Source organism: Streptomyces sp. OR43 (genome assembly GCF_008042275.1).
Taxonomy (GTDB): domain Bacteria; phylum Actinomycetota; class Actinomycetes; order Streptomycetales; family Streptomycetaceae; genus Streptomyces.
Window position 1 is genome coordinate 439,535 of sequence record NZ_RDBK01000025.1, and the last position, 16,687, is coordinate 456,221.

The following is a 16,687-nucleotide window of genomic DNA, read 5'->3' on the forward strand; positions in this document are numbered from 1 at the left end:
CCTCCTTGCCCCGCTCCACCCCCTCGCCCTCCGCGTCGGGCACACCGGCGGCGAAGCCCGGCGCCTCCGCGGCGGCGGCCGGCACCGCGCAGGCGAAGCCGAGCGCCTCCGCGCACGCGCGTACCCCGGCAGAACAGACCTCCACGAGCCCCGGCAGGTGACGCAGTGCCCTCCCAGGAACCACCGCGCCGGCGGGTACCCGGCCCCGCGCGCCCGCGAAACGCGGCGGGCCGCTCCGCCCGCCCCCGGCCCGCCGCCCGCCCCGAGCCGCGACGACGGCCCCCGTCCGCGGCGCCGCGCGGACGGACCCCGCGCTCCCGCTCCGGCCGGCCGCTGCGCCTCGGCAGCCCGCGGCCGCGGCTGCGACTGGTCAGCCTGGCACTCACCCTCGTCATGATCGCGTTCGTCGTCCGGCTGCTCCAGGTGCAGGCCGTCGACGCCAACGCATACGCGGCGAAGGCGGAGAAGAACCGCTACCTCAGCTACACCGTCGCCGCCGAGCGCGGCGAGATCACCGACCGCGGCGGCATCGCGCTGGCCACCAGCGTCGACGCGTACGACATCACCGCCGACCCCAAGATGTTCACCCCCGAGGACAGCAAGGCACCCGACGCACCCCAGCAGGCCGCCGCTCTCCTCGCGCCGATCCTCGGCGTCGACGCGGCCGAACTGACCAAGAAGCTGTCCAAGCCCAAGAGCCGGTACACGGTGCTGGCCCGCAGGCAGACCCCGCAGGTCTGGACGCAGATCAAGGACCTCAAGTCCGTCTTCGCCGAGAAGGCCCAGAAGGACAAGGCGGCCGGCGGCCCCGGTGCCAATGTGCTGGCCGGCGTCTTCCAGGAGTCGACCACCAAGCGCGTCTATCCCAACGGCGGCCTCGCCGCCGGGATACTGGGTTACGTCAACGCCGACGGCAAGGGTGCGGGCGGCCTCGAATCGCAGCTGGACAAGGAGCTCGCGGGCGAGGACGGCACGATCAAGTACGCCCAGTCCGGCGGTCGCCGGGTGCCCACCGCGGGCACCAAGGAGGTCCCCGCCGTCGCCGGCTCCGACATCGAGCTGACCATCGACCGCGACATCCAGTGGGCGGCCCAGAAGGCCATCTCCGACCAGGTGGCGAAGTCCAAGGCGGACCGCGGCTACGTCGTCGTGCAGAACACCCGCACCGGCGAGGTCCTCGCCATGGCCAACGCGCCGGGCTTCGACCCCAACGACCTCTCGCAGGCGGACGCCGCCTCGCTGGGCAACGCGGCCCTCCAGGACGTGTACGAGCCCGGCTCCACCAGCAAGGTCATGTCGATGGCCGCCGTGCTGGAGGAGGGCGTCGCCACCCCGGGCACCCACGTCACGGTCCCCAACCGCCTGCACCGCGGTGACCGGCTCTTCAAGGACGACATCGACCACCCGACCTGGTACCTCACGCTCAACGGCGTACTCGCCAAGTCCAGCAACATCGGCACCATCCTGGCCACCGGACAGCTGGGGAAGACCCAGGCCGAGTCCAACAAGGTGCTGTACGACTACCTGCGCAAGTTCGGCATCGGCTCGCCGACCGGACTCGGCTACCCGGGCGAGACCGCCGGCATCCTCGCCAAGCCGCAGGACTGGTCGACCTCGCAGCAGTACACGATCCCGTTCGGCCAGGGCCTCTCGCTCAACGCCATGCAGGCCGCCTCGATCTACTCGACGATCGCCAACGGCGGGGTCCGCGTCGCGCCGAGCCTCGTCCGCGGCACCAAGGGCGCCGACGGCCGCTTCACCCCCGCCGAGGCACCCGAACAGACCAGGGTGGTCAGCGAGAAGACCGCCAAGACGCTGGCCACCATGCTGGAGTCGGTGGTCGGTGACGAGGAGGGCACCGGAACGAAGGCCAAGATCCCCGGCTACCGCGTCGCGGGCAAGACCGGTACGGCCAACCGAGTCGATCCGGTACGCGGCGGCTACCACGGCTACACCGCCTCCTTCGCCGGATTCGCCCCCGCCGACAACCCTCAGATCACCGTCTACTGCGCCATCCAGAACCCCACCAAGGGCAGCTACTTCGGCGGCCAGATCTGCGGACCCATCTACAAGCAGGTCATGGAATTCGCGCTGAAGACGCTGCAGACCGCACCCTCCGGCAGCGAGCCGGCCCGGCTGCCGGTGTCCTTCAAACCCGGCGAGTGAACTCGGGGAGACCCTCAGTGACAACCATCACCCCCGATCCAGGGAACCGGAACGGGAACCACCGCACCCCCGCCCCCTCACTTCGCGAGAGGCCGGGTGTGCCCGGTACGCTCACCGCCGTGCCCCACGCTGAACAGTCCCGAACCACCCAGAAGGACGCCCCTGTGAACTACCCGGGAGCGCCCCGCCCGGATCGGCTGCGGCCGACCTCCCTGGTCACGCTGGCAGCCCGGCTGGGAGTCGAACCGCCGGGCAACGGCGAAGTCACCGGCATCACCCACGACTCCCGGGCCGTGCGTCCCGGGGACGTCTACGCGGCCCTGCCCGGTGCCCGTCTGCACGGTGCCGACTTCACCGCCCAGGCCGCCGGTCTCGGCGCCGCCGCGATCCTCACCGACCCGGCGGGCGCCGAACGCGCCGCCGCCACCGGACTCCCGGTGCTGGTCGTCGAGGACCCGCGGGGCCGGATGGGCGAACTCGCCGCCGAGATCTACGGCCACCCCGGCGCCGGCCTGCTCCAGATCGGCATCACCGGAACCTCCGGCAAGACCACGACGGCCTACCTCGTCGAGGGCGGATTCCGCGGCGCCGGGCGCGCCACCGGTCTCATCGGCACCGTGGAGATGCGGATCGGCGACGAGCGCATCAAGTCCGAACGCACCACGCCCGAAGCCACCGATCTGCAGGCCCTGTTCGCCGTCATGCGCGAACGCGGCGCGGACGCGGTGACGATGGAGGTCTCCAGCCACGCCCTGGTGCTCGGCCGGGTCGACGGCTGCGTCTTCGACGTCGCGGTCTTCAACAACCTCAGCCCGGAGCACATGGAGTTCCACTCCGGCATGGAGGACTACTTCCAGGCCAAGGCGCGGCTGTTCACCCCGCAGCGCAGCAGGCAGGGGGTCGTCAACTACGACGACGAGTACGGCCGCAGGCTGATCACCGAAGCCTCCGTCCCGGTCACCACCTTCTCCGCCGAGGGCCACCCGGACGCCGACTGGCGCGCCGAGGACGTCGAGGTGGGCCAGCTCGGCTCCACCTTCACCGTCGTCGGGCCCAAGGGCGAGCGGGCCGCCGCCGAGGCGCCGCTGCCGGGCCCGTTCAACGTCGCCAACACCCTCGCCGCGATCGTCACCCTCGCCGTCGCGGGCATCGACCTCCAGACCGCCGCCGACGGCGTCGCCGCGGTGCCCGGGGTGCCCGGCCGGCTGGAGCGGGTCGACGCCGGACAGCCGTACCTCGCCCTCGTCGACTACGCGCACAAGACGGACGCCGTCGAGTCGGTGCTGCGCTCCCTGCAGAAGGTCACCGAGGGCAAACTGCACATCGTCCTCGGCTGCGGCGGCGACCGCGACACCACCAAACGCGGCCCGATGGGCGCCGCCGCGGCCCGCCTCGCCGACACCGCCGTACTGACCTCGGACAACCCCCGCTCCGAGGACCCCCTCGGCATCCTCGCCGCCATGCTCGCGGGCGCCGCCGAAGTGCCCGTGCACGAACGCGGTGACGTCCTGGTCGACGCCGACCGGGCCGCCGCCATCGCCGCCGCCGTCGGACGCGCCGGCCCCGGGGACACCGTGCTGATCGCCGGCAAGGGCCACGAGCAGGGCCAGGACGTCCACGGAGTGGTGCGCCCCTTCGACGACCGGGTGGTCCTGCGCACGGCCATCGAGCGGTCCCTGGGACACGAGACCACCACCCACCGTGCCGCCACCCACGAGAACAACAGTCAGGGATGACCAAGTGATCGCCCTTTCACTCGCCGAGATCGCCGAAATCGTCGGCGGGCAGTCGTACGACATACCGGATCCGGCCGTAACCGTCAGCGGGCCCGTCGTGATCGACTCCCGGGAGGTGAAGCAAGGCAGCCTCTTCGTCGCGTTCGCCGGCGAACGCGTCGACGGCCACGACTACGCGCAGCGCGCCGTCGAGGCGGGCGCGGCCGCCGTCCTGGCCGCCCGCCCCGTCGGCGTTCCCGCGATCGTCGTCGACGACGTGGTGGCCGCGCTCGGCGCGCTCGCCCGTGCCGTCGTCGGCCGCCTCGGCACCGCCGTCGTCGCCCTCACCGGCTCCGCCGGCAAGACCTCCACCAAGGACCTGATCGCCCAGCTGCTGGAGCGCAAGGGCCCCACCGTCTACCCGGCGGGCAACCTCAACAACGAGATCGGTCTGCCGCTCACCGCACTGCGCGCCACCGAGGAGACCCAGCACCTGGTCCTCGAGATGGGTGCCCGCTACATCGGCGACATCTGCTACCTCACCGGACTCGTCCCGCCGCGGATCGGCCTCGTCCTCAACGTCGGCAGCGCGCACATCGGAGAGTTCGGCGGAAAGGAGCAGATCGCCCAGGCCAAGGGCGAGATGGTCGAGTCCCTCCCCGAGGACGGCCTCGCCGTCCTCAACGCCGACGACCCGCTCGTACGCGCCATGACGTCCCGGACCAAGGCCCGGGTCCTGCTCTTCGGCGAAGCCGCGGATGCGGACGTACGGGGCGAGAACGTCCGTCTCACCGAGGACGGCCGCCCCTCGTTCAGGCTTCACACACCCACCGGGTGCAGTGATGTGACCATGCGCCTGTACGGTGAGCATCACGTGTCGAACGCGCTCGCCGCGGCCGCCGTCGCCCATGAGCTGGGCCTGTCCGCAGACGAGATCGCCGTGGCGCTCTCCGAGTCGGGCACCCTCTCCCGCTGGCGCATGGAGGTCACCGAGCGTCCGGACGGCGTGACGTTCGTCAATGACGCCTACAACGCCAACCCCGAATCCATGAAGGCCGCGCTGCGCGCGCTGGCCGCCATGGGGAAGGGGCGTCGTACGTGGGCGGTGCTCGGCCAGATGGCCGAGCTCGGCGACGCCTCGCTCACCGAGCACGACGCGGTCGGACGGCTTGTCGTCCGGCTCAACGTCAGCAAGCTCGTCGCGGTCGGGGGCAGAGAAGCCTCCTGGCTGCAACTGGGCGCATACAACGAGGGTTCGTGGGGTGAGGAGTCGGTGCATGTGTCCGACGCACAGGCTGCCGTCGACCTGTTGCGCAGTGAACTGCGCCCGGGAGACGTCGTGCTGGTGAAGGCGTCCCGGTCGGTCGGCCTGGAGCAGGTCGTTACGGCACTGCTGGAGAACGCGACCGAGGGCGAGGTCGCCGGCCGATGAGGCAGATCCTCTTCGCGGGGGCCATCGGGCTCTTCCTGACCCTGGTCGGTACCCCGCTGCTGATCAAGCTGCTGGCCCGCAAGGGATACGGGCAGTTCATCCGGGACGACGGCCCGCGCAGCCACGGATCGAAGAAGGGCACGCCCACCATGGGCGGCATCGCCTTCATCCTGGCGACGATCATCGCGTACGTCCTGGCCAAGGTGATCACCGGCGAGGACATGCGCTTCTCCGGTGTGCTGGTCCTCTTCCTGATGGCCGGCATGGGGCTCGTCGGCTTCCTCGACGACTACATCAAGATCGTCAAGCAGCGTTCGCTGGGTCTGCGGGCCAAGGCCAAGATGGCCGGCCAGCTGATCGTCGGCATCGCCTTCGCGGTGCTCTCGCTCCAGTTCGCCGACGCCCGGGGCAACACCCCCGCCTCCACCAAGCTCTCGTTCGTCGAGGACTTCGGCTGGTCGATCGGCCCGGTGCTCTTCGTGCTCTGGGCGCTCTTCATGATTCTCGCCATGTCCAACGGCGTGAACCTGACGGACGGTCTGGACGGCCTGGCCACCGGCGCGTCGGTGATGGTCTTCGGCGCGTACACCTTCATCGGGCTCTGGCAGTTCCAGGAGTCCTGCGCCAACGCGGCCACCCTCACCAACCCGAGCGCCTGCTTCGAGGTACGAGATCCGCTCGACCTCGCGGTCGTCGCCTCCGCACTCATGGGTTCCTGCTTCGGCTTCCTGTGGTGGAACACCTCGCCCGCCAAGATCTTCATGGGTGACACCGGTTCACTGGCCCTCGGCGGCGCGCTCGCCGGACTGGCGATCTGTTCCCGCACCGAGTTCCTGATGGCGGTGCTCGGCGGCCTCTTCGTGATGATCACGATGTCCGTCGTCATCCAGGTCGGCTCGTTCAAGATGACCGGCAAGCGCGTGTTCCGGATGGCACCGCTCCAGCACCACTTCGAACTCAAGGGGTGGTCCGAAGTCCTTGTCGTGGTCCGCTTCTGGATCATCCAGGGCATGTGCGTGATCGTCGGCCTCGGCCTCTTCTACGCAGGATGGGCAGCCAAGAAGTGAGCAACGTGGACTGGCAGGGCAAGCACGTCACGGTCGCCGGACTCGGAGTCTCCGGGATCCCGGCGGCCCGGGTCCTGCACGGCCTCGGCGCCGTCGTCACCGTCGTCAACGACGGGGACGACGAGCGCTCCCGCGGCCAGGCCGCGGAGCTGGAGGCGCAGGGCATCACCGTGCGCCTCGGCGACGGGGCCACCCTGCCGGAGTCCACCGAGCTCATCGTCACCACCCCGGGCTGGAAGCCCGACAAGCCACTCTTCACCGCGGCCGCCGAGGCGGGCGTCCCCGTCTGGGGCGACGTCGAACTCGCCTGGCGGCTGCGCGGAAGGGACGGCCGGGAACCGGCACCCTGGCTCGCGGTCACCGGCACCAACGGCAAGACCACGACCGTACGGATGCTCGCCTCGATCCTGGAGGCCGCCGGGCTGCGCACCGCCGCCGTCGGCAACATCGGGGTCTCGCTCCTGGACGCGGTCCTCGGCGAGGAGACGTACGACGTCCTGGCCGTCGAGCTCTCCAGCTACCAGCTGCACTGGTCGCCGTCGCTGCGCGCCCACTCCGCGGCCGTCCTCAACCTGGCCCCCGACCACCTCGACTGGCACGGCTCCATGGAGGCGTACGTCGCCGACAAGGGCCGGATCTACGAGGGCAACACCGTCGCCTGCGTCTACAACGTCGCGGACACCGCCACCGAGGACCTGGTGCGCGAGGCGGACGTCGAGGAGGGCTGCCGGGCGATCGGCTTCACCCTCGGCACCCCGGGACCCTCCCAGCTCGGGGTCGTCGACGGCATCCTCGTCGACCGCGCCTTCGTGACGAACCGGCAGAAGCAGGCCCAGGAGCTCGCCGAGGTCGCGGACGTGAACCCGCCCGCCCCGCACAACATCGCCAACGCCCTGGCGGCCGCGGCACTGGCCCGCGCCTTCGGTGTGGAGCCCGCCGCCGTCCGGGACGGGCTGCGGGCCTTCCGGCCCGACCCGCACCGCATCGAGCACGTCGCGGACGTCGCCGGGGTCGCGTACATCGACGACTCCAAGGCCACCAACACCCACGCCGCCGAGGCCTCCCTGGCCGCCTACGACCCGATCGTCTGGATCGCCGGGGGCCTCGCCAAGGGCGCCACGTTCGACGAGCTGGTGACGGGCTGCGCGAAGCGTCTGCGGGGCGTCGTGCTGATGGGCGCCGACCGGGCCCTCATCCGCGAAGCCCTCGCGCGACACGCGCCCGAGGTCCCGGTGACCGACCTCGACCGGACCGACACTGGGGCGATGTCGGAGGCGGTCCGCGAGGCGGCACGGCTCGCCCGGCCGGGAGACACCGTACTGATGGCTCCCGCCTGCGCCTCGATGGACATGTTCGTCAACTACAACAAGCGGGGCGAGGCCTTCGCGGACGCCGTCCGCACACTCGCCGCCGAGAGCGCCTGACGGGCCCGGCCTCCGCGCCGTACGGTCCCGGAGCACCCGGGTACGTACGGCTGTACCGGGGGCCCGGGCCCCCGGCACGAAGCCCCGGGCACGAGCAGTGGAGGGGACAGGGACCATGCCGGCCGAAGAGAGCTCTGCCGCACGCCGCGGGGACCGCTCACGGGCGAGCTCCGCGATCAGCCGGGCGCTCCGTCCACCTCTCCTCGCCGCCGGGGGTCCACCGCTCCCCGCCGGGCTCGCGCTGCGCGTCCGGCCGGCCGCCGGCTCCCGGCGGCCCCCCGTGGCGCGCTCCAGGACCTCCGGCGGACCCCGCTCACCCCGGGGCGGCGGACCGCGGCGGCTGTACGAGCAGGCGCGCCGGGCGTGGGACCGCCCGCTGACCGCGTACTACCTGATCCTGGGCGCCGGGCTGCTCATCACCGTGCTCGGCCTGGTGATGGTCTACTCGGCCTCGATGATCAAGGCGCTGGAGCTCGACAAGCCGGGCACCTACTTCTTCCGCAAGCAGTTCCTGGCCGCCGTCATCGGGGCCGGACTGATGGCGGCCGCCGCCCGGATGCCCGTGAAACTGCACCGGGCCCTGTCCTACCCCCTGCTGATGGGTGCCGTCTTCCTGATGGTGCTGGTCCAGGTGCCGGGGATAGGGATGTCGGTCAACGGCAACCGGAACTGGCTCTACCTGGGCGGCCCCTTCCAGCTCCAGCCCAGCGAGTTCGGCAAGCTGGCCCTCGTCCTGTGGGGAGCCGACCTGCTCGCCAGGAAACAGGACAAGCGACTGCTGAACCAGTGGAAGCACATGCTCGTGCCCCTGGTCCCGGTCGCCTTCATGCTGCTCGGGCTGATCATGCTCGGTGGCGACATGGGCACTGCGATCATTCTCACGGCCATCCTGTTCGGACTGCTGTGGCTGGCGGGGGCCCCGACCCGGCTGTTCGCCGGAGTGCTCGCCTCCGCCGGCCTGATCGCCTTCCTGCTGATCAAGACCAGCCCGAACCGGATGTCCCGCCTGGACTGCATGGGGGCCAGCGAACCGGGCCCCGGCGGCTCCTGCTGGCAGGCCGTACACGGTATCTACGCTCTGGCGTCCGGTGGATGGTTCGGATCCGGGCTCGGTGCAAGTGTGGAAAAATGGGGTCAACTTCCCGAACCACACACCGACTTCATCTTCGCCATCACCGGGGAGGAACTGGGGTTGGCGGGGACGCTGTCGGTACTCGCCCTGTTCGCGGCTCTAGGCTATGCGGGTATCCGCGTGGCCGGACGCACGGAGGACCCCTTCGTGAGGTACGCAGCGGGAGGTGTGACCACCTGGATCACGGCCCAGGCCGTGATCAACATCGGTGCGGTGCTCGGCCTGCTGCCGATCGCCGGTGTCCCGCTCCCGCTGTTCTCCTACGGGGGGTCGGCCCTGCTGCCGACCATGTTCGCCGTCGGGCTGCTGATCGCGTTCGCGCGAGCGGATCCGGCGGCGAAGGCGGCCCTGGCCATGCGGAGGCCCGGGGTGAGATGGAAGACGATGAGACGGCGCGTCAAGAAGCGTCCGTCCGGAGAGCGGTGAATTTCGGTGCATGTCGTACTCGCCGGTGGGGGGACCGCCGGCCACATCGAGCCCGCGCTTGCCCTCGCGGACGCACTGCGGAGGCAGGACCCGAGCGTGGGAATCACCGCTCTCGGCACGGAGCGCGGACTCGAGACCAGGCTCGTACCCGAGCGGGGGTACGAACTCGCCCTGATCCCGGCCGTACCGCTGCCGCGCAAGCCCACCCCCGAACTCATCACCGTCCCGGGCAGGCTGCGCGGCACCATCAAGGCCGCCGAGCAGATCCTGGAACGCACCAAGGCGGACTGCGTGGTCGGCTTCGGCGGCTACGTGGCGCTGCCCGGCTATCTCGCGGCCAAGCGCGCCGGAGTGCCGATCGTGGTCCACGAGGCCAACGCCCGGCCCGGCCTGGCCAACAAGATCGGTTCGCGGTACGCGCACGGGGTCGCCGTCTCCACCCCCGACAGCAAGCTCCGCGGCGCCCGCTACATCGGCATCCCGCTGCGCCGCACCATCGCGACCCTGGACCGGGCCCGGGTCCGTCCCGAGGCGCGTGCCGCCTTCGGGCTCGACCCCAACCTGCCGACGCTGCTGGTCTCCGGCGGCTCACAGGGCGCCCGCCACCTCAACGAGGTGGTCCAGCGGGTCGCACCGCTGCTCCAGCGCTCGGGGATCCAGATCCTGCACGTGGTCGGCCCGAAGAACGAAATGCCGCGCGTCGACAACATGCCAGGGATGCCGCCCTACATCCCGGTACCGTACGTGGACCGGATGGACCTCGCGTACGCCGCGGCCGACATGATGCTCTGCCGCGCGGGCGCGATGACCGTCGCCGAACTCTCCGCCGTCGGGCTGCCCGCCGCCTACGTCCCGTTGCCGATCGGCAACGGCGAACAGCGGCTCAACGCCCAGCCGGTGGTCAACGCCGGCGGCGGACTGCTGGTGGACGACGCGGCGCTCACCCCCGAGTGGGTGCAGGGCAACGTCCTTCCGGTGCTGTCGGATCCGCACCGGCTGTACGAAATGTCCCGAGCCGCCGCCGAGTTCGGCCGCCGGGACGCCGACGATCTGCTGGTCGGCATGGTGTACGAGGCGATCGCCGCACGCCGAGGCGCGTGAGGCGGACGGGTCCGGGGGCGGCGCCCTCGGACCCGGCATAAGGAGCGAGCGTGGCCGGACCGACGACCGCCCAGCGCGGTGCAGGGCAGCAGAAGGAGACCCGGGACCGCTCGCCGCGCCCGCGGGCCCCGGGGCGCCGGATGTCCCGGCGCACGCTCCTGATCGTGATCGCCGCGGCCGTGCTGCTGCTCGGATCCGGTGCCGTCTGGGCGCTCTACGGCTCCTCCTGGCTCCGCGCCGAGCAGGTCCGGATCACCGGTGTCGACGTGCTGACACCCGCCGAGGTGGAGGCCGCCGCGGCGGTGCCGATGGGCGCCCCGCTGATCTCCGTCGACACGGACGCGGTCGCCGAGCGGTTGCGCCAGAAGTTGCCTCGTATCGACTCGGTGGATGTCGTACGGTCATGGCCGCACGGCATCGGACTTAAAGTGACCGAACGACAGCCGGTTCTGTTGGTGAAAAAGGGCGCGAAGTTCATCGAAGTGGACGCCGAGGGCGTGCGCTTCGCGACGGTGGACAAAGCTCCCCGGCAGGTACCCCTGCTGGAACTGACGCCCGGCCGGTCCGCGAGTCAGCACCGGTTCGGCAGCGAGCGATTGGTGCGGGAAGCGGTCCGGGTGGCGGGCGATCTTCCGGACGGGGTCGCCGGGGACACCAGGGTCGTGCGAGTCATCTCGTACGATTCGGTCTCCCTGGGACTCACCGGGAACCGCACCGTGATCTGGGGGAGCAGTGAAGAAGGTGTGGTGAAGGCGAAAGTCCTCACCGCTCTCATGAAAGCTGCTCCCAAAGCAGGACACTTCGACGTGAGTGCGCCCATGGCTCCGGCGGTGTCGGGTAGTTGACGCACATTTGGCCTGGCCAGCACCCTGGTTGGTCAGCGCTACGGGTGATCACATAGGGTGAAAAGAAAAACGGGAGGTTCGGCGTGTTCGTTGAACGTGCGCCACTTGTCGACTTAGTGTCCTGTTCGGAAGAGTCCATGAAGCAGACACACTGGTAACCCTAAACTTCAACGTTAGGGTTTGGGTCGGCGTTCGGACCGTCCCAATCGGCATCCGTCGTCGCGGCGGGACTACCGCCAAGCGACGACACGTAACTCGAGGCGAGAGGCCTTCGACGTGGCAGCACCGCAGAACTACCTCGCAGTCATCAAGGTCATCGGTGTCGGCGGCGGTGGTGTCAATGCCATCAACCGAATGATCGAGGTCGGTCTCAAGGGCGTCGAGTTCATCGCGATCAACACGGATGCGCAAGCCCTGTTGATGAGCGACGCCGACGTCAAGCTCGACGTCGGCCGTGAACTCACCCGCGGCCTCGGCGCCGGGGCGAACCCGGCCGTCGGTCGTAAGGCGGCAGAGGACCACCGTGAAGAGATCGAGGAGGTCCTCAAGGGGGCCGACATGGTCTTCGTCACCGCAGGAGAAGGCGGCGGCACCGGCACCGGTGGCGCACCCGTCGTCGCCAATATCGCGCGCTCGCTCGGCGCCCTGACGATCGGTGTGGTCACCCGGCCGTTCACCTTCGAGGGCCGGCGTCGCGCGAACCAGGCGGAGGACGGCATCGCCGAACTCCGCGAAGAGGTCGACACCCTCATCGTCATTCCCAACGACCGGTTGCTGTCCATCTCGGACCGTCAGGTCAGCGTGCTCGACGCGTTCAAGTCGGCCGACCAGGTACTGCTCTCGGGCGTCCAGGGCATCACCGACCTCATCACCACCCCGGGTCTGATCAACCTCGACTTCGCCGACGTCAAGTCGGTCATGTCCGAGGCCGGATCGGCGCTCATGGGCATCGGCTCGGCCCGCGGCGACGACCGCGCGGTGGCCGCCGCGGAGATGGCGATCTCCTCGCCGCTCCTGGAGGCGTCCATCGACGGCGCCCGCGGTGTGCTGCTCTCCATCTCCGGCGGCAGCGACCTCGGTCTCTTCGAGATCAACGAGGCCGCACAGCTGGTGAGCGAGGCGGCGCACCCCGAGGCGAACATCATCTTCGGCGCGGTCATCGACGACGCGCTGGGCGACGAGGTACGGGTCACCGTGATCGCGGCGGGCTTCGACGGCGGACAGCCCCCGGCCCGCCGGGAGAACGTCCTGGGTGCGAACTCCACCAAGCGCGAGGAGCCGGCCCCGCCGGTCCGGGCCGCCGAGCCCGTGCGCCAGAACAGCGGACTGGGTTCCGTGCCCACGCGCGAGGAGCCCCCGGTCCAGGCCGAGCCCGTCCCGGTGGCGCACGAGAACCACCTTCCGCCGGTCGCTCCGCCGCACGTCCCGCCGGCCCGGCCCTACCAGGACTCCCAGGCCGAAGAGCTGGACGTTCCGGACTTCTTGAAGTGATAGGTCCGCATCACTCAGTGAGTCACAAGGATTCTGTTTCTTCGGACGGCGGCGCTCACTTCTCCTTCACCGACAGGTGGGGCGGGGTGAGCGCCGCTCCGTACGCGGAGCTCAATCTCGGCGGTGCGGTCGGTGACGACCCCGCCGCCGTCCTGGCCAACCGGGAGCGAGCCGCCCGGGCCCGCGGATTCGATCCGGCGCAGGTCGTCTGGATGAACCAGGTGCACGGCCGGGACGTCGCCGTCGTCGACGGACCCTGGGGCGACAGCCGCGAGATTCCCGCCGTGGACGCGGTGGTCACGGCGCGACGCGGACTCCCGCTCGCCGTCCTCACCGCCGACTGCACCCCGGTACTGCTCGCCGACCCGGTCGCCGGGATCGTCGCGGCAGCACATGCGGGCCGTCCAGGTCTGGTCGCCGGAGTCGTACCCGCCGCGGTCGCGGCCATGGCCGCACTCGGCGCGGAACCCTCCCGGATCACCGCCCGCACCGGGCCGGCCGTCTGCGGCCGGTGCTACGAGGTGCCGGCCGGAATGCGGGACGAGGTCGCGGCGGTGGTCCCCGCCGCGTGGTCCGAGACCAGCTGGGGCACCCCGGCGGTGGACGTCACGGCCGGAGTCCACGCACAACTGGCGGACCTCGGCGTCACCGACCGGCAGGCCTCGGCCTTCTGCACCCTCGAATCGGACGATCACTTCTCGTACCGACGCGACCGCACCACCGGGCGGCTCGCCGGATATGTCTGGCTGGACGGATAGGGCATGACGGACCGTAAGGAACAACTCACAGCAAATCTCGCACAGGTGGAGGAACGCATTCTCTCCGCCTGTGCGGCCGCCGGTCGCAAACGGGAAGAGGTGACCCTGATCGTGGTCACCAAGACCTACCCCGCCAGTGATGTGCGGATCCTGAATGAACTCGGTGTGCGTCATGTCGCGGAGAATCGTGACCAGGACGCGGCTCCCAAGGCCACCGAATGTGCGGATCTGTCCCTCACATGGCACTTTGTCGGTCAATTGCAGACGAACAAGGTCCGATCCGTGGCGAGTTATGCCGATGTCGTGCAGTCGGTGGACCGTACGAAGCTGGTGACCGCCCTCTCCGCCGCGGCGGGCCGTGGCGGGCGCGAGCTCGGGTGCCTCATCCAGGTCGCGCTCGACGCGGAGAGCGGTGAGCGGGGGGAGCGTGGTGGTGTCGCGCCGGACGGGATCGAGGAGTTGGCCGACGCCGTCGCGGCCGCCCCCGGACTGCGGCTGGACGGTCTGATGACCGTCGCGCCGCTCGCCGGGCCGTTCGCCGGCAGGCAACGCGCGGCGTTCGACCGGCTGATGGAATTCTCATCCCGGCTGCGCGGGAACCATCCGGCTGCGAACATGGTCTCTGCAGGGATGAGTGCGGACCTCGAGGACGCGGTTGCGGCCGGAGCGACACATGTGCGCGTCGGTACTGCGGTACTCGGAGTCCGACCCGGGCTCGGGTAACGTCGCCAAGCAAGTCGGACCACAGCAGAAAATATGGTCATTACCGCCTCTGGCGGGCAGGCCACAGTGGATCGCGGGGCACTTGGTGACAGATGCCGATCCACCACAGAGCGGAGGACTCAGAGCATGGCCGGCGCGATGCGCAAGATGGCGGTCTACCTCGGCCTCGTGGAGGACGATGGGTACGACGGTCCGGGGTTCGACCCCGACGACGAATTCGAACCCGAGCCGGAGCCCGAGCGCGACCGGCGCCGGCACCAGCCCGCGCATCAGGCGGAGCGGGAACGGGACGAACCGGTACGAGTGGTGCAGCCTCCGGCGCAGCGCGAGCCGGTTCAGATTCCGGCGGAGAGAGAGCGACCCGCCCGGATCGCACCCGTGGCATCCATCACACCTGAACGCCCGAACATGGAGAAGAACGCACCGGTGATCATGCCCAAGGTCGTGTCCGAGCGGGAGCCGTACCGCATCACCACGCTGCACCCCAGGACCTACAACGAGGCCCGTACCATCGGGGAACACTTCCGTGAGGGCACTCCGGTGATCATGAATCTCACGGAGATGGACGATACGGACGCGAAGCGACTTGTCGACTTTGCCGCGGGACTCGTCTTCGGGCTTCATGGCAGCATTGAACGAGTGACGCAGAAGGTGTTCCTGTTGTCGCCTGCTAACGTCGATGTCACGGCGGAGGACAAGGCCCGCATCGCAGAGGGCGGATTCTTCAACCAGAGCTGAGAACACGACACCGGGAACAACCCGGCCGCAAGGCCGGAGCTACGAGAGCCAGGGGAGAGGGAAGCGCGAGGATGGGCGTCGCACAAAGTGTTGTCTACATCGCGTTGATGTGTTTCCTCATCGTGCTGATCTTCCGGCTGGTCATGGACTATGTCTTCCAGTTCGCACGTTCATGGCAGCCGGGCAAGCCGATGGTGGTCGTCCTTGAGGCCACCTACACGGTCACCGATCCACCGCTGAAGCTCCTGCGGCGGTTCATCCCGCCGCTGCGTCTCGGGGGCGTGGCACTCGACCTGTCCTTCTTCGTTCTGATGATCATCGTTTCCATCTTGATCAGCGTGGTGACCAAGCTGTGAGCGATACGGTCCTGCCGACTGCCGACGACTACGTAGAGGTGAAGAAGAGATGCCGCTGACCCCCGAGGACGTGCGGAACAAGCAGTTCACGACGGTCCGCCTCCGAGAAGGCTATGACGAGGACGAGGTTGATGCCTTCCTCGACGAGGTCGAGTCCGAGCTGACCCGCCTGCTCCGTGAGAACGAGGACCTGCGCGCCAAGCTGGCCGCCGCCACGCGTGCCGCCGCGCAGAACCAGCAGCAGCAGGGTATGCGCAAGCCGGAGCCGCAGGACCGTCCCGGTGCGCCTGTGCCCGCCGCCATATCTGGTCCGCCGGTCCAGCAGCAGCAGCCCCCGCAGATGGGTCCGCCCCAGCTGCCCGGTGGTGCTCCTCAGCTGCCGGCCGGTCCCAGCGGCCACGGCCCCCAGGGCCCGCACGGCCCCGGTCCGCAGGGCCCGCACGGCCCCGGTCCGATGCAGGGCGGTCCCATGGGCGGACCGATGGGTGGCCCCATGGGCGGCCACAACCCGCAGCAGCAGCAGATGCAGCAGATGCAGCAGCAGCAGCCGCCGCAGATGCAGCAGCAGGGCCCCGGTGGCGACAGTGCCGCCCGTGTCCTCTCCCTGGCCCAGCAGACCGCTGACCAGGCGATCGCGGAGGCCCGTTCCGAGGCCAACAAGATCGTCGGCGAGGCGCGCAGCCGTGCCGAGGGTCTGGAGCGCGACGCGCGTGCCAAGGCGGACGCGCTGGAGCGGGACGCGCAGGAGAAGCACCGCGTGGCGATGGGCTCGCTGGAGTCGGCCCGCGCGACGCTGGAGCGCAAGGTCGAGGACCTGCGTGGCTTCGAGCGCGAGTACCGGACCCGTCTGAAGTCCTACCTGGAGAGCCAGCTGCGTCAGCTGGAGACCCAGGCCGACGACTCGCTGGCTCCGCCGCGGACGCCGGCTGCCGCTTCGCTGCCGCCGTCGCCCTCGCTGGCTCCGGCCGGTGCCGGTGCCATGGGTCACACCATGGGCGGCAACCACGGCGGTCACGGCAACCAGCAGATGGGCGGCAACCCGTCCATGGGCGGTGGGCCCTCGTACGGTGGCCAGCAGCAGATGTCGCCGGCGATGACCCAGCCGATGGCACCGGTGCGGCCGCAGGCGCCGCAGCCGATGCAGCAGGCGCCTTCGCCGATGCGCGGGTTCCTGATCGACGAGGACGACAACTGAGCGGTGCGCGCTCGCTGAGCGCGTAGCCGTCGGCAGGCTGAGGGCCGGGCCCCGGGGATTTCCCCTGGGGCCCGGCCCTTTGCCGTGGGTGGGTGCGGGTGAGGCCGGCTGGGGGAGG

14 protein-coding genes are annotated in these 16,687 nt (G+C 70.1%); all 14 read left to right on the top strand.

Annotated features, from left to right (window positions below):
- The first annotated feature begins 165 nt into the window (after nt 1-165).
- Nucleotides 166-2,166, top strand: coding sequence for a peptidoglycan D,D-transpeptidase FtsI family protein (locus EAO72_RS14705; protein WP_148017734.1), 2,001 nt, complete (start codon nt 166-168; stop codon nt 2,164-2,166).
- Nucleotides 2,167-2,183: 17 nt separating this feature from the next.
- A complete protein-coding gene (locus EAO72_RS14710; RefSeq protein WP_148017735.1) occupies nt 2,184-3,902 on the top strand; it encodes a UDP-N-acetylmuramoyl-L-alanyl-D-glutamate--2,6-diaminopimelate ligase in 1,719 nt (572 codons plus the stop codon).
- Between the two features lie 4 nt (nt 3,903-3,906).
- Entirely contained in the window at nt 3,907-5,313 is a 1,407-nt protein-coding gene (locus tag EAO72_RS14715; protein WP_148017736.1) for a UDP-N-acetylmuramoyl-tripeptide--D-alanyl-D-alanine ligase, read from the top strand.
- Nucleotides 5,310-6,380, top strand: a complete 1,071-nt coding sequence (mraY, locus tag EAO72_RS14720; RefSeq protein ID WP_148017737.1) for a phospho-N-acetylmuramoyl-pentapeptide-transferase — start codon at nt 5,310-5,312, stop codon at nt 6,378-6,380. Before EAO72_RS14715 ends, mraY begins: the two co-directional genes overlap by 4 nt.
- Nucleotides 6,362-7,804, top strand: coding sequence for a UDP-N-acetylmuramoyl-L-alanine--D-glutamate ligase (gene murD, locus EAO72_RS14725; protein ID WP_261991470.1), 1,443 nt, complete (start codon nt 6,362-6,364; stop codon nt 7,802-7,804). Before mraY ends, murD begins: the two co-directional genes overlap by 19 nt.
- 115 nt (nt 7,805-7,919) lie before the next feature.
- Nucleotides 7,920-9,362 (top strand): putative lipid II flippase FtsW, encoded by a 1,443-nt coding sequence (gene ftsW, locus EAO72_RS14730; RefSeq protein WP_187285050.1) that lies wholly within the window; start codon nt 7,920-7,922, stop codon nt 9,360-9,362.
- A 6-nt stretch (nt 9,363-9,368) separates the two neighbouring features.
- Nucleotides 9,369-10,463, top strand: a complete 1,095-nt coding sequence (gene murG, locus EAO72_RS14735) for an undecaprenyldiphospho-muramoylpentapeptide beta-N-acetylglucosaminyltransferase (protein ID WP_148017738.1) — start codon at nt 9,369-9,371, stop codon at nt 10,461-10,463.
- A gap of 50 nt (nt 10,464-10,513) precedes the next feature.
- Nucleotides 10,514-11,308 carry a cell division protein FtsQ/DivIB gene (locus EAO72_RS14740; RefSeq protein WP_148017739.1) on the top strand — a complete coding sequence of 265 codons (795 nt, stop codon included), beginning with the start codon at nt 10,514-10,516 and terminating at the stop codon, nt 11,306-11,308.
- A 276-nt stretch (nt 11,309-11,584) separates the two neighbouring features.
- Nucleotides 11,585-12,799 carry a cell division protein FtsZ gene (gene ftsZ / locus EAO72_RS14750; RefSeq protein ID WP_148017741.1) on the top strand — a complete coding sequence of 405 codons (1,215 nt, stop codon included), beginning with the start codon at nt 11,585-11,587 and terminating at the stop codon, nt 12,797-12,799.
- Complete coding sequence (pgeF, locus tag EAO72_RS14755; protein ID WP_187285051.1) at nt 12,796-13,557, top strand: peptidoglycan editing factor PgeF; 762 nt, start codon at nt 12,796-12,798, stop codon at nt 13,555-13,557. Before ftsZ ends, pgeF begins: the two co-directional genes overlap by 4 nt.
- A gap of 3 nt (nt 13,558-13,560) precedes the next feature.
- Nucleotides 13,561-14,280 (top strand): YggS family pyridoxal phosphate-dependent enzyme, encoded by a 720-nt coding sequence (locus EAO72_RS14760; RefSeq protein WP_148017743.1) that lies wholly within the window; start codon nt 13,561-13,563, stop codon nt 14,278-14,280.
- Between the two features lie 126 nt (nt 14,281-14,406).
- Entirely contained in the window at nt 14,407-15,018 is a 612-nt protein-coding gene (locus tag EAO72_RS14765; RefSeq protein WP_148017744.1) for a cell division protein SepF, read from the top strand.
- 71 nt (nt 15,019-15,089) lie between these two features.
- Nucleotides 15,090-15,374 (top strand): YggT family protein, encoded by a 285-nt coding sequence (locus tag EAO72_RS14770; RefSeq protein WP_148017745.1) that lies wholly within the window; start codon nt 15,090-15,092, stop codon nt 15,372-15,374.
- A 49-nt stretch (nt 15,375-15,423) separates the two neighbouring features.
- Nucleotides 15,424-16,569, top strand: coding sequence for a DivIVA domain-containing protein (locus tag EAO72_RS14775; protein WP_148017746.1), 1,146 nt, complete (start codon nt 15,424-15,426; stop codon nt 16,567-16,569).
- The last annotated feature ends 118 nt before the right edge of the window (nt 16,570-16,687 follow it).